Annotated in this window: 21 protein-coding genes and 1 pseudogene; 18 read left to right on the top strand and 4 right to left on the bottom strand. The window is 38.8% G+C overall.

The features are described from left to right. Positions 1 to 12: 12 nt before the first annotated feature. Genes purM through purD form a run of 4 tightly spaced genes read left to right on the top strand, consistent with a single transcriptional unit; the run spans position 13 to position 4499 of the window. On the top strand, positions 13 to 1050 hold the full coding sequence (purM, locus tag MOC86_RS23430) for a phosphoribosylformylglycinamidine cyclo-ligase (protein ID WP_111924704.1): 1038 nt from the start codon (positions 13 to 15) through the stop codon (positions 1048 to 1050). After that, positions 1047 to 1631, top strand: a complete 585-nt coding sequence (purN, locus tag MOC86_RS23425; RefSeq protein ID WP_040060850.1) for a phosphoribosylglycinamide formyltransferase — start codon at positions 1047 to 1049, stop codon at positions 1629 to 1631. The genes purM and purN overlap by 4 nt, the downstream gene beginning before the upstream one ends. Before the next feature lie 51 nt (positions 1632 to 1682). Beyond that, on the top strand, positions 1683 to 3221 hold the full coding sequence (purH, locus tag MOC86_RS23420; RefSeq protein ID WP_243515508.1) for a bifunctional phosphoribosylaminoimidazolecarboxamide formyltransferase/IMP cyclohydrolase: 1539 nt from the start codon (positions 1683 to 1685) through the stop codon (positions 3219 to 3221). Positions 3222 to 3251: 30 nt separating this feature from the next. Beyond that, complete coding sequence (gene purD / locus MOC86_RS23415; RefSeq protein WP_268586339.1) at positions 3252 to 4499, top strand: phosphoribosylamine--glycine ligase; 1248 nt, start codon at positions 3252 to 3254, stop codon at positions 4497 to 4499. 163 nt (positions 4500 to 4662) lie between these two features. On the opposite strand, the gene MOC86_RS23410 is transcribed toward purD, so the two are convergent. Next, positions 4663 to 4920 carry a YgaP family membrane protein gene (locus MOC86_RS23410; RefSeq protein WP_268586338.1) on the bottom strand — a complete coding sequence of 86 codons (258 nt, stop codon included), beginning with the start codon at positions 4918 to 4920 and terminating at the stop codon, positions 4663 to 4665. A gap of 104 nt (positions 4921 to 5024) precedes the next feature. Between MOC86_RS23410 and MOC86_RS23405 the strand changes: the two genes are divergently transcribed. Further along, on the top strand, positions 5025 to 6767 hold the full coding sequence (locus MOC86_RS23405; RefSeq protein WP_268586337.1) for an adenine deaminase C-terminal domain-containing protein: 1743 nt from the start codon (positions 5025 to 5027) through the stop codon (positions 6765 to 6767). A gap of 177 nt (positions 6768 to 6944) precedes the next feature. Next, positions 6945 to 7244, top strand: a complete 300-nt coding sequence (locus MOC86_RS23400; protein WP_019395164.1) for a YerC/YecD family TrpR-related protein — start codon at positions 6945 to 6947, stop codon at positions 7242 to 7244. Positions 7245 to 7280: 36 nt separating this feature from the next. Here MOC86_RS23400 and MOC86_RS23395 read toward each other — a convergent pair whose 3' ends face one another. Next, on the bottom strand, positions 7281 to 8663 hold the full coding sequence (locus MOC86_RS23395) for a glycine--tRNA ligase (RefSeq protein WP_019395165.1): 1383 nt from the start codon (positions 8661 to 8663) through the stop codon (positions 7281 to 7283). Positions 8664 to 9102: 439 nt separating this feature from the next. On the opposite strand from MOC86_RS23395, the gene MOC86_RS23390 reads away from it, so the two are divergent. From MOC86_RS23390 to rlmD, 9 genes are all read left to right on the top strand, one after another. Further along, positions 9103 to 9789 (top strand): heptaprenylglyceryl phosphate synthase, encoded by a 687-nt coding sequence (locus MOC86_RS23390; protein ID WP_197232434.1) that lies wholly within the window; start codon positions 9103 to 9105, stop codon positions 9787 to 9789. Between the two features lie 21 nt (positions 9790 to 9810). Continuing rightward, entirely contained in the window at positions 9811 to 12015 is a 2205-nt protein-coding gene (gene pcrA, locus MOC86_RS23385) for a DNA helicase PcrA (RefSeq protein WP_268586336.1), read from the top strand. A gap of 15 nt (positions 12016 to 12030) precedes the next feature. Next, positions 12031 to 14040 carry an NAD-dependent DNA ligase LigA gene (ligA, locus tag MOC86_RS23380; protein WP_268586335.1) on the top strand — a complete coding sequence of 670 codons (2010 nt, stop codon included), beginning with the start codon at positions 12031 to 12033 and terminating at the stop codon, positions 14038 to 14040. A gap of 93 nt (positions 14041 to 14133) precedes the next feature. Next, positions 14134 to 15318, top strand: a complete 1185-nt coding sequence (locus MOC86_RS23375; RefSeq protein WP_268586334.1) for a CamS family sex pheromone protein — start codon at positions 14134 to 14136, stop codon at positions 15316 to 15318. A 244-nt stretch (positions 15319 to 15562) separates the two neighbouring features. Then, positions 15563 to 15853: an Asp-tRNA(Asn)/Glu-tRNA(Gln) amidotransferase subunit GatC gene (gene gatC / locus MOC86_RS23370; RefSeq protein ID WP_040060835.1), complete on the top strand. Its 291-nt coding sequence runs from the start codon at positions 15563 to 15565 to the stop codon at positions 15851 to 15853. Between the two features lie 17 nt (positions 15854 to 15870). Then, entirely contained in the window at positions 15871 to 17328 is a 1458-nt protein-coding gene (gene gatA / locus MOC86_RS23365; protein ID WP_268586333.1) for an Asp-tRNA(Asn)/Glu-tRNA(Gln) amidotransferase subunit GatA, read from the top strand. Positions 17329 to 17342: 14 nt separating this feature from the next. Further along, positions 17343 to 18773 carry an Asp-tRNA(Asn)/Glu-tRNA(Gln) amidotransferase subunit GatB gene (gatB, locus tag MOC86_RS23360; protein WP_243515467.1) on the top strand — a complete coding sequence of 477 codons (1431 nt, stop codon included), beginning with the start codon at positions 17343 to 17345 and terminating at the stop codon, positions 18771 to 18773. A gap of 356 nt (positions 18774 to 19129) precedes the next feature. Continuing rightward, a complete protein-coding gene (locus tag MOC86_RS23355) occupies positions 19130 to 20092 on the top strand; it encodes a diacylglycerol kinase (protein WP_268586332.1) in 963 nt (320 codons plus the stop codon). A gap of 3 nt (positions 20093 to 20095) precedes the next feature. Next, positions 20096 to 21469 carry a 23S rRNA (uracil(1939)-C(5))-methyltransferase RlmD gene (gene rlmD, locus MOC86_RS23350; protein ID WP_268586331.1) on the top strand — a complete coding sequence of 458 codons (1374 nt, stop codon included), beginning with the start codon at positions 20096 to 20098 and terminating at the stop codon, positions 21467 to 21469. Between the two features lie 23 nt (positions 21470 to 21492). Here rlmD and MOC86_RS27560 read toward each other — a convergent pair whose 3' ends face one another. Further along, positions 21493 to 22080, bottom strand: coding sequence for a site-specific integrase (locus MOC86_RS27560; protein WP_268586330.1), 588 nt, complete (start codon positions 22078 to 22080; stop codon positions 21493 to 21495). Between the two features lie 219 nt (positions 22081 to 22299). Continuing rightward, entirely contained in the window at positions 22300 to 22557 is a 258-nt protein-coding gene (locus MOC86_RS27555) for an Arm DNA-binding domain-containing protein (protein ID WP_268586345.1), read from the bottom strand. Between the two features lie 120 nt (positions 22558 to 22677). Here MOC86_RS27555 and MOC86_RS23335 point away from each other — a divergent pair. The 3 genes and pseudogenes from MOC86_RS23335 to MOC86_RS23325 form a co-directional block, all read left to right on the top strand. Then, positions 22678 to 22869, top strand: a pseudogene (locus tag MOC86_RS23335) (RusA family crossover junction endodeoxyribonuclease); the annotation flags it as partial. Positions 22870 to 22914: 45 nt separating this feature from the next. After that, entirely contained in the window at positions 22915 to 23331 is a 417-nt protein-coding gene (locus tag MOC86_RS23330) for a hypothetical protein (RefSeq protein ID WP_268586329.1), read from the top strand. A gap of 6 nt (positions 23332 to 23337) precedes the next feature. Beyond that, the gene (locus tag MOC86_RS23325) at positions 23338 to 23727 is read left to right on the top strand and encodes a hypothetical protein (protein ID WP_268586328.1); all 390 of its coding nucleotides are present in this window, start codon (positions 23338 to 23340) and stop codon (positions 23725 to 23727) included. The last annotated feature ends 629 nt before the right edge of the window (positions 23728 to 24356 follow it).

Genomic DNA, 24356 nt, shown 5'->3' with positions numbered 1-24356 from the left:
AGGAGGATTTATATGTCGAACACATATAAAGAAGCAGGGGTCGATATCCATGCTGGGTACGAAGCAGTTGAACGGATGAAAAAACATGTAAAACGTACTGAGCGTCGAGAAGTAATGGGTGGCATCGGATCATTTGGAGCGATGTTTGATTTATCTCAGCTCAATTTAAAAGAACCTGTTTTAGTATCTGGAACAGACGGAGTCGGAACCAAGTTAAAGCTTGCGTTTACAATGAATTATCATGAAACAATTGGTCAAGATGCTGTTGCAATGTGTGTAAATGACATTGTTACACAAGGAGCTGAGCCTCTTTATTTCTTAGATTATATTGCGTGTGGAAAAAACGAGCCGGAAAAAATCGAAGCCATTGTAAAAGGAATTGCAGACGGTTGTGAGCAATCAGAGTGTGCCCTCATTGGAGGAGAAACAGCTGAAATGCCTGGTATGTATGATCCAGAAGAATATGACCTTGCAGGATTTGCTGTTGGAGCTGTTGAAAAATCAAAGCTTATTACAGGTGAAAACATCAAAGCTGGCAATGTTTTGATTGGAATTTCATCAAGCGGAATTCATAGCAATGGTTATTCACTTGTACGTCATATTGTAGATGAAGCTGGTCTTGATCTTCAAACAACATATGAAGGATTCGATAAGTCTCTTGGCATGGAACTTCTAACACCAACAAAGCTTTATGTAAAAGCAGTGAAAAAAGCAGCAGAGAATGTGAACATTCTTGGTATGGCCCATGTAACAGGCGGGGGATTTGTTGAGAATATTCCACGTATGCTTCCAGCAGGATGTGGAGCGGAAATTGACTATGGTTCATGGCCGATTCCGACTATTTTTGAGTTTTTAAAGGAAAAAGGTAACTTAGATCGTCGTGAAATGTTCGAAGTATTTAATATGGGAATTGGATTTGTATTAGTTGTTGCTGAAGAAGACCTTCATAAGACAATTGAAGCAGTTGAAGGCGAGAACGAGAAAGCATACATCATCGGACGTGTTACAAACAAAGAAGGCATCGAGTTCGGTGGAGGCGCTCTTTCATGATTAATATTGCTGTATTTGCTTCTGGAAATGGCAGCAATTTTCAAGCAATTTATGAAGCTGTAAAACATCAGCGCTTGGATGCAAACATTTCTCTTGTTGTCTGTGACCGCCCTGGAGCACAAGTAATTGCTCGAGCGGAAAAAGTAGGAATTCCCGTTTTTTCATTTTCAGCAAAAGACTACGAATCAAAATCCGCATATGAAGAAGATCTTCTTATAAAGCTTCGTGAGCATCGCGTACAGCTTGTAGTCCTTGCAGGTTATATGCGAATTGTAGGAGAGACGCTTTTAGAAGCTTTTCCTGGTGGTATCGTGAACATTCATCCTTCACTTCTTCCTTCATTCCCTGGAAAAGATGCGGTAGAACAAGCCGTAGCAGCAGGGGTGAAAGTTACAGGAGTTACTGTTCACTATGTTGATGAAGGTGTTGATACAGGGCCAATTATTGCTCAACAAAGCGTTTCAATTCGTGAGGGAGAAAGCATTGAAGCCGTTACAAAACGGATTCATGAAGTTGAGCATGCTATATACCCGAAAATCTTGCAAAAGGTTATTCATCGTCATCTGTCAATTTTGAATTAATAAAAAATTAGCGTATAATTCATTATAGAAACTTCATCAGGGGGAGAAACAATGGCAAAGAAACGTGCACTTATTAGTGTGTCAGATAAAAACAACGTTGTAGAACTAGCACAAAATTTAGTAGAGCTTGATTTTGAAATTATCTCAACAGGTGGTACAAAACGTACGTTAGAAGAAAATGGCGTTGACGTTATGAGTGTATCGGATGTAACAGGGTTTCCGGAAATTTTAGACGGACGTGTAAAAACTTTAAACCCTTACGTTCATGGTGGTTTGCTTGCTCGTCGTAATGATGAAAATCACATTGCTCAATTAAAAGAACATAACATTACTCCAATCGATCTTGTGGTTGTTAACTTATATCCTTTCCAAGAAACAATTGCAAAAGATAATGTAACTCTTCAAGATGCAATTGAAAATATTGATATCGGTGGACCAACAATGCTTCGTTCAGCAGCGAAAAACTATGAATCTATTTCTGTTCTTGTTGATCCTACTGACTATAGCAAAGTTGTAGAAGAGCTAAAAGAAAACGGCAACGTATCTCTTGAAACAAACGAATATCTTGCAGCAAAAGTGTTCCGTCATACAGCTTCATATGATGCTTTGATTGCTGAATACTTAACAAAGCGTACAGGTGAAGAAGCACCGGAAAAATTAACGGTAACATTTGAGAAAGTACAAGGGTTACGATACGGAGAAAATCCTCATCAAAAAGCAGCTTTCTATAAAAAACCACTAGCATCAAATGCTTCAATTGCAACAGCAACACAGCTTCATGGAAAAGAACTTTCTTATAACAATATCAATGATGCTAACGCTGCTTTTGAAATTGTTCAAGAATTCACAGAACCGGCTGTTGTAGCTGTTAAACATATGAACCCATGTGGTGTTGGCGTTGGCGAAAACATTGAAGTAGCATATGATCGTGCTTATGAAGCTGATTCAACATCAATCTTTGGCGGTATCATTGCAGCAAACCGTCCTGTTGACGTGCACACAGCACGAAAAATGAAAGAAATTTTCCTTGAAATCATTATTGCCCCTTCATTTGATGAGGACGCATTAGAAGTGTTAAAACAGAAGAAGAACCTTCGTTTATTAACAGTTGATTTCAATGCAAATGATGCAAAAGGCGTAAAGCTTACATCTGTAAAAGGTGGTTTACTTCTTCAAGATGAAGATCTACTTAGCCTTGATGATGTAGAAGTAAAAGTAGCTACTAAACGCGAGCCAACAGAAGATGAGTGGAAAAACTTGAAGCTTGCTTGGAAAGTTGTAAAACATGTTAAATCAAATGCTATCGTTCTAGCAAAAGATGAAATGACAGTTGGTGTTGGGGCAGGTCAAATGAATCGCGTTGGTTCTGCTAACATTGCGATTAACCAAGCTGGTGAGAAAGCAAAAGGTTCTGCGCTTGGTTCAGATGCCTTTTTCCCAATGGGAGATACGGTTGAAGCAGCAGCTAAAGCAGGAATTACTGCAATTATTCAACCAGGTGGCTCTGTACGTGATGAAGAGTCTATTCAAAAAGCAGACGAGTACGGAATTGCGATGGTCTTTACAGGCGTAAGACATTTCAAACATTAAAAAATGGAGAAACAACAGGGAGGAAAAGCTGTGAAGGTTTTAATCATTGGCCGTGGCGGTCGTGAACATGTTTTAGCATGGAAAGTTGCACAAAGTTCGAAGGTAGAAGAAGTATTTGTGGCACCAGGAAATGCTGGCATGAAAGATGTAGCAACGCTTATTTCAATTGAAGAGGGAAATCATGAGGAGCTTGCAGCATTCGCTAAGAGAGAAAATGTAGAGCTCACAATCGTAGGGCCTGAAGCACCTCTTACAGAAGGAATCGTCGATTACTTCAAAGCACAGGACCTCCTTGTTTTCGGTCCAAATCAGAAAGCGGCTCAAATTGAAGGAAGCAAACAGTTCGCAAAAGATTTAATGAAAAAGTACAGCATTCCAACAGCTGAGTATGAAGCCTTTACAACACTTCAGGATGCAAAAGCATACGTAGAGAAGCAAGGAGCGCCAATTGTTGTAAAAGCAGACGGATTAGCAGCTGGTAAAGGGGTTACTGTTGCGATGACGCTTCAAGAAGCAAATGAAGCATTGGATTCATTATTCCAACAAGAAGGCGCAAGCGTTGTAATTGAAGAGTATCTTGAGGGAGAAGAATTTTCACTATTAGCTTTTGTTAATGGGGAAAAAGTGTATCCGATGGTTATTGCTCAAGACCACAAGCGTGCGTTTGACGGTGATAAAGGTCCCAACACAGGAGGAATGGGCGCCTATTCACCTGTTCCACAAATTTCAGCTGAAATTGTAGCTGAAACGGTAAAGACAGTTATGGAGCCAACTGCAAAAGCGATGGTTGAAGAAGGGTGCGCCTTTACTGGAGTATTGTACGGTGGCCTTATGACAACAGCTTCAGGTGTGAAAGTTATTGAGTTTAATGCTCGATTTGGTGATCCTGAAGCACAAGTTGTGTTACCACGCTTAAAGACAGATATTGTAGAAGTTATTATTGCTTTATTGAAAGACGAGCCTGTTGAACTTCAGTGGTCTGAAAAAGCAGCCGTTGGTGTTGTTATTGCTTCTGAAGGATATCCAGGTTCATATGAAAAAGGACATGCACTTCCTGGTTTTCATCATCTTGGAGACAACACTGTTTTTCATGCAGGAGTGACAGAAGAGGATGGGAAGTTTCTTTCAGATGGTGGACGTGTAAGTCTTGTGATGGCTCTTGGAGAAGATATAGAGGCAGCTCAGAAATCAGTCTATGAAAGTCTTGAAAAAGAAACGTTTAACGGACTTTTCTACCGTCGAGATATTGGTCACAAGGCGTTAAGTGCTAAAAAATAAAAAAAAAGCGAGAACTCTTTATGAGCTCTCGCTTTTTTGTTAAAAAGTCTTACATTTTAGTAGAAAAAAGAAGGAAAAGCAGGATAATGAAGATGAATCTTCCTCATTTAGAAGTTTTTTCAGAAAATTTAAGCATTTCCCTTCACATTCTCAATGTTTCGCGTTAATATTGATTCAACATTGTAAGCTCTTTCTTTTTATCCTGCGAATCTAAGTCATCATCTATATAGTTCTGCATAAGTAATGTAAGAGGACAAAAACGGGTAATACCTTCTGCTACTTTGAGGGCACCCATCATTGTCATAAAGAGATAAGAGCTATGATGTGGTCTTCGAGATAATCGTGCTGTGGACCATGAGATTACAGTTAGACCACATGCAATACGAATTAAAGCATTTACTAAACTAATATTAGGTTTCATATACTATCACCTTTCACGTTTTTGTACAAAATTCACAATTTCTTTACGTTTCTCGCACAGAAGGTATGATACGATGAAAGTAACGATGAATTGGAGGGATTTCCATGCTGGAACAGCGCTATCGATGGAAAAACAAGCAGTTGCGGGAACACGTTGCTGTTATTGATGGAGCAAAAGCACCGACTATGTTATTAAAAAATGCAACTTATTTAAATCAAACATTTCGCAAGTGGATGAAGGCTAATATATGGATTTATGGTGACCGCATTGTATATGTTGGTGAAGCCTTACCTTCCAATTTGAAAGAAACAGAGATTGTGAACTGTGAGGACTACTTCCTTGTTCCAGGCTATATTGAGCCACATGTTCACCCTTTTCAGTTATATAATCCCCACAGCTTTGCAAAGTATGCGGGAGAACGTGGAACAACAACACTTGTAAATGACAATATGTTACTTGCTTTACAGCTTGATAAAAAGAAAGCGTTTTCTTTGATTCGAGAGATGCGAACGATTCCATCGACAATGTACTGGTGGTGTCGATTAGATCCACAAACAGAAATTATCAATGAAGAAGTTGCTTTTTCACATGGCAATGTAAAAGCATGGCTTGAACATGATGCGGTTTTACAAGCAGGAGAGCTTACAGGCTGGCCAAAGCTTCTTGATGGAGATGACTTAATGCTTCACTGGATTCAAGAAGCTAAACGAATGAGAAAACAAGTTGAAGGACATTTTCCTGGAGCTTCCCCAAAAACACTTGCAAAGCTCATGCTGCTTGGTGCAGATAGTGATCATGAATCAATGTCAGGAAGGGACGTATACGAACGTCTTCTTCATGGCTATACGGTGACGCTTCGCTATTCTTCAATAAGACCTGATTTACCACGTATTGTTAGAGAATTAGCGGGAATGGACATTACTTGTTTTGATAAAATGATGATGACAACAGATGGTTCTCCACCTGCCTTTTATGAAGATGGAGTAAGTGATAAATTAATTAAACTTGCGATTGAGAGTGGCGTCCCACTTGTTGATGCTTATAATATGGCGACTGTAAACGTTGCTCGCTTTTATAATATTGAATATCTTCACGGTAACATTATGACAGGTAGAGTAGCGAATATTAATTTCTTAAAAGCAAAAGATGAACCAACACCGGTTTCTGTTCTTGCTAAAGGAAAATGGATTTTAAGAGATGAAGAGCAAACATCAAACTTTAAAGATATTGAATGGGCCGACTATGGATTTCAGCCTCTTTCTCTTGATTGGAATCTGACAATGGATGATTTGCAGTTTTCGATGCCACTTGGTTTAAAACTTGAAAATGCCGTTATTATGAAGCCGTATTCGATTACGTTTGATGTATCACGTGATGAAATTTCAACAGAAAATGATGAAAGCTTTCTTATGCTTATGGACCGTGAAGGAAAATGGCGAATCAATACACTTATAAAAGGATTCTCAACTCACGTTTCCGGGTTTGCAAGCTCATTTTCAAGTACTGGAGATATTGTACTTCTTGGTAAAAATAAGCTTGATATGATTGCCGCATTTAACAGAATGAAAGAAATCGGTGGTGGAATTGTTCTTGCAGAAGATGGAGAGATCGTGACAGAAATTCCGCTTAAGCTGAATGGTCTTATGTCAGAGAAGCCTCTTAGTGCTCTACAAGAAGAAGAAAAAAAGATGAGAGAAGCTTTAGTAGAGCGCGGCTACGACCACTGTGATCCTATTTATACGCTTCTTTTCTTATCATCAACACATCTTCCATACATTCGTCTTACACCAAGAGGCCTTTACGATGTGATGAATAAAAATATTCTTTTTCCGACAGTTATGAGATAATATGAGCTGATAACGTTCTATAAGTTATCAGCTTCTTTTGTACAGATTTAGTATATGGGAATATTCTACTTTAACGCAGTAGGACATTGAAGCATTTTGTGTGTATAATAATCAAAAGAGTAGCTTTACGATATATAGTAAAGAATTGATATTTAAGCTTAAAGGAGTGCTGTTACAGTGCAAATTGATAAATTAAGAGGAAAAGAGCTTGATCAGCTTTGTGAAGCTGTTCTTTCACTACAAAATATTGAAGAATGTTATCAATTTTTTGATGACCTTTGCACAATTAATGAAATTCAATCATTAGCTCAACGTCTAGAGGTAGCTAGAATGCTTCGCAAAGGGTTTACATATCATAAAATTGAAACTGAAACAGGAGCAAGTACAGCAACGATTTCACGTGTGAAGCGTTGTTTAAATTATGGAAGTGACGCTTATCAAATGGTCTTAGATCGAGTTGATAAAGAGGAAGAATAAAAAAGCTGGAGATGCAATGTCTCCAGCTTTTTTATATTAAAATTTAACTTTTTCAGCTAAGAATGATTTAAGTTCGCTAATTGGCATACGATGTTGCTCCATTGTATCACGGTCACGAACTGTTACTTGTTTGTCTTCTACAGAATCAAAGTCATATGTGATGCAGAATGGTGTACCAATTTCATCATGACGACGGTAACGTTTACCAATTGAACCTGCTTCATCATAGTCTACCATAAAATCTTCAGCTAGATCTGCAAACACTTCTTGTGCTTCTTTAGAAAGCTTTTTAGAAAGTGGGAAAATTGCTGCTTTATATGGTGCAAGAGCAGGATGGAAACGCATCACTGTACGGCTTGATCCATCTTCAAGTTCTTCTTCTTGGTATGCATCAACTAAGAATGCAAGTGTTACACGGTCAGCACCAAGGGATGGCTCAATGCAGTAAGGGATGTAGCGTTCATTTGTTTCTTGGTCAATATATTGGAAATCTTCACCAGAGTGCTCTGCGTGTTGTTTTAAATCATAGTCTGTACGAGAAGCAACGCCCCATAGTTCGCCCCAGCCGAATGGGAATTTATATTCAAAGTCCGTTGTTGCATTACTATAGTGTGAAAGCTCATCGTCAGAGTGATCGCGAAGACGGATGTTTTCATCTGTTAAGTTTAGAGCTTTTAGCCATGTGTGACACTGTTCTTTCCAGTAGTCAAACCATTCTAATTCTTCACCAGGTTTGCAGAAGAATTCAAGCTCCATTTGTTCAAACTCACGCGTGCGGAATGTGAAGTTTCCTGGTGTAATTTCGTTACGGAAGCTTTTTCCGATTTGCGCAATTCCGAATGGAAGCTTTTTACGCATTGAACGTTGAACGTTTTTAAAGTTTACGAAAATTCCTTGTGCTGTTTCAGGACGAAGGTGAATTTCGTTTGTTGATGATTCTGTTACACCTTGGTGTGTTTTGAACATTAAGTTGAACTGACGGATTTCTGTAAAGTTGCTTGAACCACAGTCAGGGCAAACGATGTTATGGTCTTTAATTAAACGTTCCATTTCAGAGAATGGAAGACCGTCTACAACCATTTCGTTTCCTTCTTCTTCAAGCTTTTGTTCGATAAGCTTATCAGCACGATGACGAGATTTACAATCTTTACAGTCAATCATTGGGTCGTTGAAGTTGCCAAGGTGGCCTGATGCTTCCCATGTTTTTGGGTTCATTAAGATAGCAGCATCAAGTCCAACATTGTACGGAGATTGTTGAACGAATTTTTTCCACCATGCACGTTTTACGTTGTTTTTAAGCTCAACACCTAATGGACCATAATCCCAAGTGTTTGCAAGACCTCCGTAAATTTCAGATCCTTGAAAGATAAAGCCACGATGTTTACCGTGTGAAACGAGCTGATCCATAGTTACAGCCATGTTTGTTCCTCCTTATAATTAAGGTTCAATCCATAAAAAAACTCTCGTCCCTGAGCTTATATAAGCTCAGGGACGAGAGTTTGACTCCCGCGGTTCCACCCTGATTGATGCTAATGTTAGCATCCTCTTTGGAAAGATGTACTCCAGATTGCCGTTTCTCTTACTTCATTCACTAGGCTTTCACCATTCCTAGCTCGCTTGTGGAAGAGGAAGATAAGATACTATAAATCCTTCATCGTACTTTTATATGATTGAACATTTTTTAAAATATTGTAGTGTAAAACTGTTTTTATCTTAGCACATTCATACAGGCAAAACAAGATAAGGGCATGTTCCTTTTTTATATTTTTCCACTTTCGGTAGTTTGTATTCTCTATCAAAAACGAAGGCTTTTTCTGCTATAATGATTAGATGGAAAATAGACTGGAGGAACAGAAATATGTATGATATAAATGGGTGGAAACATGTGTTTAAACTTGACCCAAATAAAGACATTTCAGATGAACATTTAGAACAGGTTTGCGAATCTGGAACAGATGCGATTATTGTAGGAGGGACGGATGGCGTGACGCTTGATAATGTCCTTCAGCTTTTAGCTCGTATTCGCCGCTATACTGTTCCATGCGCACTGGAAGTTTCCTCAATTGATTCTGTAACGCCTGGATTTGATTTTTATTTTATCCCAACGGTTTTGAACAGTTCCAATACAGATTTCATCACAGGACTTCATCATCAAGCAATGAAAGAGTTTGGCGAGATTATGGATTGGAATGAAATCTTTGTTGAAGGATATTGTATAGTAAACAGTGACTGTAAAGCGGCTCACGTAACAGAGGCGAAAACAGAATTAGACGAAGAGGATGTTATTGCGTATGCCCAAATGGCAGAACGCATGTTTCATTTACCAATCTTTTATTTAGAATATAGCGGAGTTTATGGTGACGTTTCACTCGTTAAAAACGTAAAAAACGCACTGTCTACAACAAAGCTATTTTATGGTGGCGGCATTGCTTCCTCAGAACAAGCAGCAGAGATGGCACATGCAGCTGATACAGTTGTGGTTGGCAACGTAATTTATGAAGACTTGAAAGCAGCTCTTCAAACGGTAGGTGCTGTAAAAGGTTAATTACAATAGGGCGGTGAAAGTGTGCAATACTTAAGTGAGAAATTACTAACAGGATTAAACCCTGAGCAAAAAAAAGCAGTCCAAACAACGGACGGAGCGCTTTTAATTATGGCAGGAGCGGGAAGTGGAAAGACGCGAGTTTTAACACACCGCATTGCGTATCTTATGGTTGAAAAAGAAGTAGCGCCATGGAACATTTTAGCGATTACGTTCACAAATAAAGCAGCGCGAGAGATGAAAGAGCGTATTATGAATATTTTAGGAGGATCTGGGGAAGATATCTGGATTTCAACCTTCCACTCCATGTGTGTGCGTATTTTGCGACGTGATATTGATCGCATTGGCTATAACCGTAACTTTACGATTTTAGATTCAACAGATCAGCTTTCAGTGATTAAGCAAATTTTAAAAGAGAAGAACTTAGATCCAAAAAAGTTTGATCCCCGTGGTTTGCTTGGCAAAATTAGCTCAGCGAAAAACGAACTGTTAACACCAAAACAATATGCGGCAAAAGGCGGTTCTCTTCTAGAGGAAGTAGCGGCAGAAGTTTATACAGAATACCAAAAACGTTTGCGTAAAAATCAAGCACTTGATTTTGATGATCTAATCATGATAACAATTCAGCTGTTTCAGCAAGTGCCTGAAGTGCTTGAGTTTTATCAGCGTAAGTTTCAATACATCCATGTTGATGAGTACCAAGATACAAACCATGCGCAGTATATGCTCGTTAAACTACTTGGTGAACGTTTTAAAAATGTCTGTGTTGTAGGGGATTCCGATCAGTCGATTTATCGCTGGCGTGGAGCGGACATTACAAATATTCTTTCCTTTGAGCAAGATTACCCGAGTGCTAACGTGATTTTACTTGAGCAAAACTATCGCTCAACAAAAAACATTTTAGAAGCGGCTAACAGAGTGATTCAGCATAATACAGGGCGCAAACCGAAAAATTTGTGGACAGACAATAATGAAGGCCCGAAAGTCTCTCATTATCAAGCATCAAGTGAACATGAAGAAGCCCAGTTTGTCGCTGGTAAGATCCGTGAGCTTGTTAATGAAGGAAAGCGTAAGTATAGTGACTTTGCTATTCTTTATCGTACAAATGCTCAATCTCGTGTGATGGAGGAAGTGCTGTTAAAATCTAATATTAATTACAGTATCGTTGGCGGTATTAAGTTCTACGATCGCAAAGAAATTAAAGATTTGCTTGCTTATCTCCGTTTAATTGCGAATCCTGATGATGATATTAGCTTAACGCGCATTGTAAACGTACCAAAACGTGGCGTTGGAGCAACATCTGTTGATAAAATTGCAAACTATGCTGTTTCACAAGATATCTCTATGTTTAGAGCAATTGCCGAAGTAGAGCAAATTGGGGTAAGCGCCCGCGTGCAAAAAAGTTTGTTAGAATTCCGCGAGATGATCGATCATTTAACAAATATGCAAGACTACTTATCCATTACAGAACTTGTAGAAGAAATCTTAGATCGAAGCGGCTACCGCGATATGTTGAAAACAGAGAAAACGATTGAGTCTCAAAGCCGTCTTGAAAACATTGACGAGTTTTTATCTGTTACACAAGAATTCGAAAAAGGGAGCGAAGACAAAAGTCTTGTAGCCTTTTTAACTGACTTAGCTCTTGTAGCAGACATCGATCGTCTTGATGATGAAGAAGAAGATACAAACGATCAAGTCGTCCTTATGACGCTTCACTCCGCAAAAGGTCTTGAGTTTCCTGTTGTATTCTTAATCGGGATGGAAGAAGGCGTGTTCCCGCATAGCCGTTCTCTTTTTGAAGATGATGAGATGGAAGAAGAGCGTCGTCTTGCATATGTTGGAATTACGAGAGCAGAAGAAGAGCTTTACTTACTGAATGCAATTATGCGTACGCTGTTTGGGAAAACAAATGTGAATCCTGCTTCACGATTCATTGGTGAAATTCCGAGTGAATTAATTGAAAGCATTGGGCAATCTAAAGAGAAAAGCCCATTCTCAAGACCAGGGCCACGCCGTCCATCTGTGAAACGAACTGTGCTTCAGAGTACAGGTGGAGGAGATATTGATTGGAACGTCGGAGATAAAGCTTCACATAAAAAATGGGGAGTTGGAACCGTTGTAAGCGTAAAAGGCGAAGGAGATAACAAAGAGCTTGATATTGCTTTCCCAAGCCCAATAGGAATTAAGCGATTGTTAGCCAAATTTGCGCCTGTAACGAAAGAATCATAAAAAGGAGCGAATGAGATGGAGTTTTCACAAGCGAAAGAACGCGTTAAAGAGCTTCATAATCTTTTACATCAGTACAGCTATGAATATCATGTGTTAGACAAGCCGAGCGTTCCAGATAGCGAGTATGATCGTTTGCTTCATGAACTCATTGGGCTTGAAGAAGAATATGAAGAGTTAAAAACACCGGATTCGCCAACTGTTCGCGTTGGCGGAGATCCGCTCTCTTCTTTTGAAAAAGTTGAGCATAAAACACCAATGTTAAGCTTAGGAAATGCTTTTAACGAAGAAGATTTGGCTGATTTCGACCGCCGTGTTCGCCAAGGTGTTGGAGATCATGTTTCATACGTTTGTGAATTAAAGATTGATGGACTTGCTGTTTCACTTCGCTATGAAGACGGAGCATTTGCTCAAGGAGCAACGCGCGGGGACGGAACAATTGGAGAAGATATTAGCAATAACTTAAAAACGATTCGTTCAATCCCATTAAGAGCAAATGAGCCTCTTTCAATGGAAGTACGCGGTGAGGCTTATATGCCGAAGAAGTCATTTGAGAAACTTAATGAAGAAAAGCTTGAGCGAGGTGAAGAGCCTTTTGCAAACCCAAGAAATGCAGCTGCAGGCTCTCTTCGTCAGCTTGATTCTAAATTAGCAGCGAAACGAAACCTCGATATATTCGTCTATTCTATAGCGGACGTTGGAAATACAGGTATAACGTCCCATAGTGAGGCGTTAGACAAGCTAGAACAATTGGGCTTTAAGACGAATCCAAATCGACAGAAATGTGATACGATAGAAGAAGTTTACAGCTATATTAAACATTGGACAGAACAACGGACAGAGCTTCCATATGATATCGATGGAATCGTCATAAAAGTAGACGAATTCTTTCAGCAAGAAGAGCTTGGCACAACAGCTAAAAGTCCACGCTGGGCTATTGCCTATAAGTTTCCGGCTGAGGAAGTTGTGACAAAGCTGCTTGATATTGAGCTAAATGTGGGGCGTACAGGAGTTATTACACCAACTGCGCTGTTAGAACCTGTTCAAGTAGCAGGGACAACGGTAAGCCGTGCTTCATTACATAACGAAGACTTAATTCGTGAGAAAGATATCCGAATTGGAGACAATGTTGTGGTGAAAAAAGCGGGAGATATTATCCCTGAAGTTGTAAACGTACTTGAAGAACGGCGCACAGGAGAGGAAAAAGAGTTTACAATGCCAACTCATTGTCCTGAATGTGAAAGTGAGCTTGTTCGTTTAGAAGGAGAAGTTGCGTTAAGATGCTTAAATCCGAAATGTCCTGCACAAATTCGTGAAGGATTTATCCACTTTGTATCAAGAAATGCAATGAATATTGATGGTCTTGGAGAAAAAGTCGTAACACAGCTCTTTAAAGAGAAGCTTATTGAGGACGTAGCAGATTTATATCAGTTGCAAAAAGAACAGCTTCTAGAGCTTGAGCGTATGGGAGAGAGATCGGTCACAAAGCTTCTTCAAGCAATTGAAGCTTCAAAGGCAAATTCACTTGAGCGCCTCCTTTTTGGACTTGGTATTCGTCATGTTGGAGCCAAAGCAGCTAAAACATTAGCAAGCGTTTTTCATTCAATGGAAGGCTTACAAAAAGCAACAAAAGAAGAGCTATTGGCCATTGATGAAGTAGGAGAGAGAATGTCTGACGCCGTTATTACGTACTTTGAGCAGCCTGAAGTAGTCGAGCTTTTAGAAGAGCTGCGCTCGTATGGAGTGAATATGGAATACAAAGGACCAAAATTTGTACAAGCAGCTGATAGTGATTCAACTTTTGCAGGCAAAACGGTTGTGCTTACAGGAAAGCTTGAAGTATTGTCACGCAATGAAGTAAAAGAAAAGCTTGAAGCACTTGGTGCAAAGGTAACAGGGAGCGTAAGTAAGAAAACGGACTTGCTTATAGCTGGAGAAGATGCAGGATCTAAGCTTACAAAAGCTGAAGATTTAGGTATCGAAGTATGGAGTGAACAACAGTTTATTGAAGAGCTCAAAAAGCAGTAAAGTTAGGAAAAAGAAAGAAGGATAGGCATTATGCTTATTCTTCTTTCCATGGATAAAAAGCGTACAGGATACGACTTGTGAGGTGTATAAGGTTTGAAGAAAATTGTTTTCCTTGCTCTTTCTGTCATGCTTGTGACAACAGCGTGTGCACCTGATTTTTCGAAAGAAGAAGAAGTGGTTCAGAAAACAGACGATAACAAACAAAAAGCGGTCATTTCGAAATATAGTATTTCAGATGACATATATCAAAGTGTTCTACCATTCAAAGAAAGTAAATCAAGAGGATTAACCGTATCGAACTTAAACACACGTCTTGATGTGAAAGAGTTTGAATCAGGTTTGACTCGTCTTTCTAAAGATGAGTTTTCAACAGACGATTACTATTATCAAGAAGGGCAGTATCTTGATGAAGATACAATCAGCTCTTGGCTTCGTCGTAAATGGACAGAAGAACAGTATAAAGATGTTCTGAAAGATTACGATAAAGAAGAGCGAGATAAAGTAAAAAATGTTGGTTTAAACCCAATTAATACGGGAGAAGGCAGTGCAGCAGAACAAAGTGAAAAAAGTCCAATCTACCTAGCTCATATTCTAGAGCAAGATTATCTAGTAAAAGATGGAGATGAATTAAAGCTTGGCGGCATTTCAATTGGCCTTGCGATGAACTCTGTTTATTACTATACACAAGAGAAAGGCTATCCGCGTGAAAAGAAAATTAGCCGTGAAAAACTTCAGGAAGAAGGAGAAAAGATGGCGGCTGAGATCGTTCAGCGGATGAGAAAGATCAAAGGATTAGAAAATGTTCCAATTACAGTTGGACTTTTTGAACAGGAAGAAAAATCATCACTTGTGCCTGGAAGCTACTTTGCGAAAGCAACAGCGAAAAAAGGTAGCAGTGAACTTGGCAGTTGGGATAAAGTAGATGAAGGATATTATCTTTTTCCATCAAATGCAGTAGCAGCAGATGAGCGAAGCGATAGCGACATGTTTGGAAACTTTAAAGCAGAAATTCAAGACTATTTCCCGAATTACACAAACATTATTGGACGAGGATTCTACCAAAATGGTGAACTTCAAGAAATGACAATTGATATTCCAATTCAATTTTTCGGCGAACAAGAGATTACAGGCTTTACACAGTATATAGCAGGACTTGTTATGGAACATTTCCCTTCATATTTGAAAGTAAATGTTAACATTAGTACTGTTCAAGGACCAGAAGCTCTTATTTCTCGCGAGCCAGATGAGAAGAAACCATTCGTTCATATTTACAAGTAATAGAGAAGCATCCACTGTGTGGATGCTTTTTTATATGTTTAAAAGCTTTATATTTTGCCATCATGATGGAAGAAAAGGCGTTCTCTTAAAACAAGAAGAGATTGATGTTTTTTTTCTCAAAACGAGAAATATTCCTTCCCTTTTGGTAAAATGGAAAATGGATTATAACGTTAGTTGCTTAAGAACAATAAAATCTGATATTATCAGTATATTGTTACGGTTCGAATATGTGGAGGTGAAAGGTATGTCACGAATTTCAAAAGAACAAGTAGAGCACGTTGCACATCTTGCACGTTTAGCGATTACTGAAGAAGAAACAGAAATGTTTACAAAGCAATTGGATGCAATTATTACATATGCAGAACAGTTGAATGAGTTAGATACAACAGGTGTTAAACCAACAACACACGTTCTTGAAGTGAAGAATGTAATGCGTGAAGATAAACCAACAAAAGGGTTACCACGTGAAGAAGTGTTAAAAAACGCACCAGATCATCAAGATGGACAAGTTCGCGTTCCATCAATTTTAGAATAGGGAAGGAGGCTTTTTTTATGTCATTGTTTGACCATAAAATGTCTGAATTACACGGCTTACTACATAAGAAAGAAGTTCGCGTTGAAGAACTTGTTAATGAGTCTTACAAGCGAATTGGCGAAGTAGATGAAAAAGTTGGGGCATTTCTAACATTAGATAAAGAAAAAGCACATGCATATGCAAAAGAATTAGATGAAGCAATTGGCACAAAAGACGAATTTGGTCTTTTATTTGGTATGCCAATTGGAGTAAAGGATAATATCGTAACAAAAGGCTTGCGCACAACTTGCGGAAGTAAAATACTTGATAACTTTGATCCGATTTATGACGCAACAGTTGTAGAGCGTCTGCGCGTAGCTGAGTCTGTTACAATCGGGAAAATTAATATGGATGAGTTTGCAATGGGGTCTTCAAACGAAAACTCTGCATTAAAAGTTACGCGTAACCCTTGGGATTTAGATCGCGTACCTGGTGGATCAAGCGGTGGTTCAGCAGCGGCTGTTGCAGCTGGTGAAGTTCCATTTGCACTTGGTTCTGACACAGGTGGTTCTATCCGTCAACCAGCTGCATTTTGTGGTGTTGTAGGATTAAAACCAACATATGGTCGCGTTTCTCGTTATGGTCTTGTTGCGTTTGCATCATCTCTTGACCAAATTGGACCAATTACACGTAATGTAGAAGATAATGCCTTCCTTCTTCAAGCCATTTCTGGCGTTGATAAGATGGATGCAACATCTGCAAATGTTGAAGTACCAGATTTCCTTTCTTCTCTAACAGGAGATGTAAAAGGTCTTAAAATCGCGGTACCAAAAGAATACCTTGCAGAAGGTGTAAATGAAGAAGTACGTCAATCTGTACTTGATGCTCTAAAAGTATTAGAAGCACAAGGCGCAACATGGGAAGAAGTATCTCTTCCACATTCTAAATATGCTCTTGCAACATACTACCTGCTTTCGTCTTCTGAAGCGTCTGCAAACCTTGCGCGCTTTGATGGGGTTCGTTATGGTCACCGTACAGACAATGCAGAGAACTTAATTGAAATGTACAAGCAAACGCGTAGCGAAGGCTTCGGAGATGAAGTGAAACGCCGTATTATGCTTGGAACATTTGCTTTAAGCTCTGGTTACTATGATGCATATTACAAAAAAGCACAGCAAGTTCGTACATTAATTAAAAAAGACTTTGAAGATGTTTTTGAAAAGTACGATGTTATTGTTGGACCAACAACGCCAACACCAGCATTCAAAATTGGTGAAAACGTAAATGATCCATTAACAATGTACGCAAACGATATTTTAACAATTCCAGTGAACCTTGCAGGTGTACCAGGAATCTCTGTTCCATGCGGATTTTCTAACGGTCTTCCACTAGGATTACAAATTATCGGAAAACACTTTGATGAAAGCACTGTTTATCGTGTTGCACATGCGTTTGAGCAAGCAACAGATTATCATAAACAAAAACCAGCATTGTAAGGGGTGAAAAAGAGATGAATTTTGAAACGATTATCGGTCTTGAAGTACACGTTGAGTTAAAAACAGATTCTAAAATCTTTTCCGCAAGCCCGAATGCATTCGGCTCTGAGCCAAATGCTAACACGAGCGTAATTGATTTAGGATATCCAGGTGTTTTACCTGTTTTAAATAAAAGAGCGGTAGAATTTGCGATGAAAGCAGCAATGGCACTAAACTGTGAAATTGCTACTGACACAAAGTTTGATCGTAAAAACTACTTCTATCCAGATAACCCGAAAGCATACCAAATTTCACAATTTGATAAGCCAATCGGTGAGAACGGCTGGATTGATATTGAAGTAAAAGGTGAGAAGAAACGCATCCGCATCAACCGTCTTCACCTTGAAGAAGATGCTGGTAAGTTAACTCACTCAGGCAACGGTTATTCTTTAGTTGACTTTAACCGTCAAGGTACACCACTTGTTGAAATCGTATCTGAAGCAGATATGCGTTCACCAGAAGAAGCATACGCATACCTTGAAAAGTTAAAATCAATTATCCAATATACAGGCGTTTCAGACTGTAAAATGGAAGAAGGTTCTCTTCGCTGTGATGCGAACATTTCACTTCGTCCGTACGGTCAAGAGAAATTCGGAACAAAGTCAGAGCTTAAAAACTTAAACTCTTTCACGTATGTTCAAAAAGGACTTGAATACGAAGAAAAGCGTCAAGCGCAAGTACTTCTTTCAGGTGGCTTAATTGAACAAGAAACACGTCGCTATGATGAAGCAACAAAGAAAACAATTCTTATGCGTGTAAAAGAAGGATCTGACGATTATCGCTACTTCCCAGAACCAGACCTTGTTGAGCTTTATATTGATGATGAGTGGAAAGAGAGTGTTCGCGCAAGCATTCCAGAGCTTCCAGACGCACGCCAAGAGCGTTATGTCAAAGAGCTTGGCCTTCCATCATATGATGCTCACGTGTTAACTCTTACAAAAGAAATGTCTGATTTCTTTGAAGAGACAATTGCACAAGAAGCAGATGCAAAACAAGCATCAAACTGGCTAATGGGTGAAGTATCAGCATACCTTAACAAAAACAACCAAGAGCTTGGTGAAACAGCTCTAACACCAAAGAATCTAGCTGGTATGATCAAACTTATTGAAGAAGGAACTATTTCTTCTAAAATTGCGAAAAAAGTATTCCAGCACATTATCAAAGACGGTGGAGATCCACATGAGTTTGTGAAAAAGCAAGGTCTTGTTCAAATTTCAGATGAAGAAACACTTCGTAAATTTGTAACAGACGCGCTTGATAACAATCCGCAATCCATCGATGACTTCAAAAACGGGAAAGATCGTGCAATCGGCTTCCTTGTTGGTCAAATTATGAAAGCATCAAAAGGGCAAGCAAACCCTCCAATGGTTAACAAAATTTTACTTGAAGAAATCAAAAAACGTTAATCAAACGTTTGTTTAAATGAAAGCAACGGTCACGACCATCTCGTGGCCGTTGTGTTTCTTTTTTTGGGAAACATTCTATCCTTTACTATGTCTTGTGAGTTGAAGGGTTCAGTTTTTCGCGATATACTAACGTTTGGAAACGAAACAGGCGAGCATCCCCATCTTACTGCCGGTTGAGGCTTATATTGTAAGGTCAACGGGCAGTAAGAGCTTAAACTAAGCTTTTGGGGATTTAGGGCGCTTTTAGAAGAGAAGTTTTACTTACGATATATTGGAGACAATAGTAGTAACACGATCATAAACAGATCTCTTTGTATATAGAAGAACGAAAAATCTAATTAGTGGGATGATGTATGATGAAACGTGCAAGAATTATTTATAACCCAACATCTGGGCGTGAATTAATTAAAAAAAATCTAGCAGAAGTGCTTCAGCATTTCGAACAAGCTGGGTATGAGACATCTTGTCATGCAACAACATGTGCAGGAGATGCAACAGTAGCAGCTGAGGTTGCAGTTGAACGCGGCTATGATCTCATCGTTGCAGCTGGTGGAGATGGAACAATTAATGAAGTTGTAAACGGTATGGCTGGAAAAGAGAGCCGTCCAAACCTTGGCGTAATTCCTGTTGGCACAACAAATGACTTTGCTCGTGCTTTAAATATCCCAAGAACAATTATGGGCGCATGCCAAGCCATTACAGATGGCGAAGCAATGCCAATTGACCTTGGCTGTGTAACAAATGAAGGAAACACCCATTATTTTATTAACATTGCAGGCGGAGGTAAGCTAACAGAGCTAACATATGAAGTACCAAGCAAAACAAAAACGATGCTTGGTCAGCTTGCTTATTATTTAAAAGGAATGGAGATGCTTCCATTCATCAAACCAACAAATGTAAGAATTGAATATGATGGACGTGTTTACGATGGAGAAGTTATGCTTTTTCTCGTATCGCTTACAAACTCTGTTGGTGGATTTGAAAAATTAGCACCAGATTCCTCTTTAAATGACGGCTTATTTGATTTGCTTATTTTAAAGAAAGCCAACTTAGCGGAGTTCATTCGCGTTGCGACCCTTGCACTACGAGGTGAGCATATGCATGATTCTCATGTGATTTATACAAAAGCGAACAGAGTGAAAATTAGTACAGAAGAGAAAATGCAGCTTAACTTAGACGGCGAATTTGGCGGACTGCTTCCAGGAGAGTTTGTGAATATGTATCGTCATATCAATGTGTATATGCCAAAAGAGAAAGCGCAGGAAATTCGAGATAAAGAAAAAGAATTGAATATGGAAAATGAACTGAAGGATGTTTAATAAATGGCTAAGCTAACACCACCTGTTGAGAAAAATCAATATGTTACAGTTAAGTTTGAAGACTTAACACATGAAGGAGCAGGCGTCGCAAAAGTGGACGGCTTCCCTATTTTTGTTCAAAATGCGCTTCCAGAAGAAGAAGGAAACGTGAAGATTATCAAAGTGAAAAAAGGCTTTGCGATCGGCAGAATGATGGAAACAACGAAAGAAAGCCGCTTCCGTACAAAACCGCCTTGCCCAGTATACAAACAGTGTGGCGGCTGTCAACTTCAGCATATGAAATATGAAGCACAGCTTGACTACAAAACAAAGCAAGTAAAAGAAGTACTTGCTCGTCTTGGTAATATTAAAGACGTTACAGTACATCCCACACTTGGAATGGAAGATCCATGGAATTACCGAAATAAAGCACAAGTACCTGTAGGTGAAAGTGAAGGCGGACTTGTTGCAGGCTTTTACAAACAGCGCAGTCACGACATTATTGATATTGAACGATGTATGATCCAGCAAGAACAAAATGATGACGTTGTTCAATCTGTCCGTGAAATTTGCTCAAAGTACGGTATTCGTGCTTATGACGAAAAAAAGCATAAAGGGACGCTTCGCCATGTTATGGTGCGCTATGGTGCAACTACTGGTGAACAAATGGTTGTGCTTGTGACTCGTACAAAAGAGCTTCCAAATAAAAATAAAGTCATCGAAGAACTAAGAGCGCGTCTGCCGCAGCTAAAATCAATTGTTCAAAACATGAACTCCAAGAAAACAAACGTCATTATGGGTGACGAAACAACCATGCTTTGGGGCGAAGAATATATTTACGACAACATTGGTGATATTAAGTTTGCCATCTCAGCTCGTTCATTTTATCAAGTAAATCCAACGCAAACGAAAGTGCTTTATGACAAAGCATTAGAGTACGCTGACTTGCAAGGAGAAGAAGAAGTTATTGATGCTTACTGTGGTATTGGAACAATCTCTCTATTCCTTGCACAAAAGGCAAAAAAAGTGTATGGTGTTGAAATCGTTCCAGAAGCAATTGAAGATGCGAAGCGCAATGCTGAATTAAACGGTATTACAAACGCAGAATTTGAAGCAGGTAAAGCAGAAGAAGTTATTCCTGCATGGTACAAAAAAGGAATTAGCGCTGACACACTTGTTGTGGATCCACCGCGTAAAGGCTGTGATGAGGCGTTATTAAACACAATCATCGACATGAAGCCAAACCGCGTTGTCTATGTATCTTGTAACCCTGGAACGCTTGCAAGAGACTTGCAGGTGCTAGAGGAAGGCGGCTATAAGACAGTTGAGGTTCAGCCTGTTGATATGTTCCCACATACGACACATGTGGAGTGTGTAGCTTCTCTAACGGTGATATAACAAGGTTTTTAAAACAGCTAAAGTCAAAATGACCACATTTTGACTTTAGCTGTTTTTTGCATGTATTGGCTGAACTTTTCAGCACTATTTGTTTTCATCGTGTTAGTTACATGAGCATAAATATCACCAGTCATTTTTATGCTAGAATGACCTAACCTTTCTTGAACTTCTTTCAAACTAACTCCAGCTTCTAATAATAAAGTGGCATGAGTATGACGAAGATCATGGAACCCAATTTTCGGAACTTCTGCTTTTTTAACTATTCGATTAAAAATCGTAGTTAAAGTTCTTGGATAGATTGGTTGACCATCTTCACGAGAAAAAATTAAATCTTCCTTTCCATAGCTGGCCCCAAAGAGTAATTTCATTTCTGCTTGTCGCTTCTTCTGAAGCTTAAGTACATTCATAATAGAATCGTCTAATTTTATAATACGGTCAGAAGCTTCTGTTTTTAATGGTCCAAAACGGAATCCTAACTTGTCGTAAATTAAGTTTCTTTGTACATGAAGAGTTCCTTCCTCTGAATCAAAGTCTTCCCACTTCAAACCTAAAACTTCTCCACGTCTAAGTCCTGTGTAACTGCAAACAAAAAACAGAGCATGATAATGCACATTCTCAAATTTTGCGAAGTTTAAGAATCACAAAAGCTCTTCTTTTTTCCAAGTTACATATTTACGTCTTCTTCCTCTTGGAATATCTACAGTTCTTAGAGGATTCTTGAGAATTAAATCCCAGTCAATGGCTTTTTCCATAGCTCCATAAAAAACGGTATAGATATATTCAATATATCTTTCAGACAGTCCCTCATCGGAAAGGTGATTAATAAACTTTTAGCACTGAGCGCTTTTCAAATCATTAAATTTAATATGACTAAGAAGGGGATTAATTTTTTTATGAACTACTCGTTCATAATTTACAAAAATCGTTTCTCTAACTTTTCTCTTTGCCACAATATCTAGCCATTTAATTAGATAATCAGATAAAGGTATCTTATTATCCACTACATTCACACCATGGGCTGAATTATTTTCTAGTTCTCTCGCAGCTTCTATGGCTTCTGGTTTGGTTGCAAAACCTCTTCTTGTAATTTGTTTTCTTTTTCCTGTAAGAGGGTCAACCCCAGCTTCAATTGAATTGGTTTCTTTACTTTTTCTTTAGCCATTTTTCTAACTCCTTTTTATAAATTTTTTATATGTAAAGGCTAAGAGCCTGTTACAAAGCCAGATGTTGATAACTATGTTAAGGGTGTAAAGGATGCACTGAATCAAGTGATTTGGAAAGATGATAGCCAAGTAGTAGATCTTCATATTAGCAAATGGTACAGCGAAACACCGCGGGTAGAAGTTATGGTTAAACCTTTAGAAGTTCAACAAAAACAAATGTCTTTACTATCAAACTAACATTCTAGGAGGAATTATATTATGTCATATTCATAATTCAAACCGGTGATTAAAAAAATCAATCTTAAACCAGATGGAAAGCAAGAAATCGTATTAGAAGTAACAGACGGTGGTTTAAAAGGTAAAATTGAAACGCTTATGAACATGATTGATTGCAAGGTAAACTGCTCTATTGAATCTCAAGTGGTAAATTACAACGTTACTTTAAATGCAGCAACAAGCAAACCAATTACAACGTACAAAGCGGACGATAAAGGTATTGTTTCAGAGGTGGAGCCAGAAGCAGAACAATTAGAAGCTGATTTAGGGTTGCCAAAAGAAAAAATCAAAACAGAAGGGGAAAAACGTGAGCTTGAGTTAGCTGTAGTTGATGAATTTATCCCAAGTGGCCTTGCTCCACAACTCGAAAATGAATTTGCTTATGATATGCCTCAAATCATCAAACGTAAAGCAGAGGGCTAACCGTATATGAAGATTGCAAACGAGTTAGACATTTCTTCTGGGAAGATCGTTGAACTGGTAGACGAGTATCGCGCGAAAGTTGCTCCTCTTGCTGAAAAATGGGCAGAATGGAAAGAAGGTAAAGACGAAGTGCTAGCTCCTCAAGAAGAGCCAAAAGAAGAACAACCAGAAAAAGCACAAGAACCTTCACAAGAGGAGTTAAGTGCTCAAATATATGTAGGTCTTCCGGCAGAAGAGGAAGCGCCCCAGAACGAAGTACAGGAAGATAAAGATCACGGGTACAGCATAAAGGGTGAGGGAGCTTCGGCCCCTTCTCTAAAAAAAGAAGGAGTAATCATGAATGAAAATAGTTTTCCTATGGCGGGTTATCAAGCTTTGATGAAGAGAAAAGAGTGAACAGTGGAAGCAGGGAATGTAAAGGTTTTTCAAATTTGTGAATGTGATGCGGTATCGGTTTTTTTCCTTACAAGAAGCTAAGGAATGGTATAAAGGCTTAACAGGAATAGAGGATGATGACCTTTATAAAGATGAGGAAGTAGCAGAATTGTCTTTTGAACATAAGGTATAAGGTTTGGAAAGATGAAAAAATGAAAGACAAAATTTCTGTAGGTTGGATTGTTCAAGAATATTGGAAGGGTAAACCTTTTATCGCCGTATCAGAAGCTTGGTAATAACAGCAAGGGGCATTGTCCTCTCGTTCTATAAATGGAGGTAGCGGAATGAAGACTCGAATTAAGGTTTGCAAACCTACTGTAAAGCTAATTTTAGAAACGTACCCTCATTTAAAGGAAAAAGATGTCCCTAGGATATTTGAATAGGCTACATGTTTGAAGCGACCTGGGGAAGAGAGTGATGTTGTAGACCTAAGTTCATTCTATCCTTGGAAATTGAATATTCCAGGTGGGATAGCTTCATTATTTATAGTGGACAGTGTTATAGAGGTGGTTCCAGATGAACAAGGCATTATCTATAAGACGCATGACTATAACACAATATAAAATATATAACATAAGATAGTTAAATAG

Origin of the sequence: Priestia endophytica (genome assembly GCF_026790145.1) — a bacterium.
Lineage (GTDB): Bacteria > Bacillota > Bacilli > Bacillales > Bacillaceae_H > Bacillus_I > Bacillus_I endophytica_A.
The sequence above is the reverse complement of the archived record's forward strand: the minus strand, read 5'-3'. Positions and strand labels throughout refer to the sequence as shown.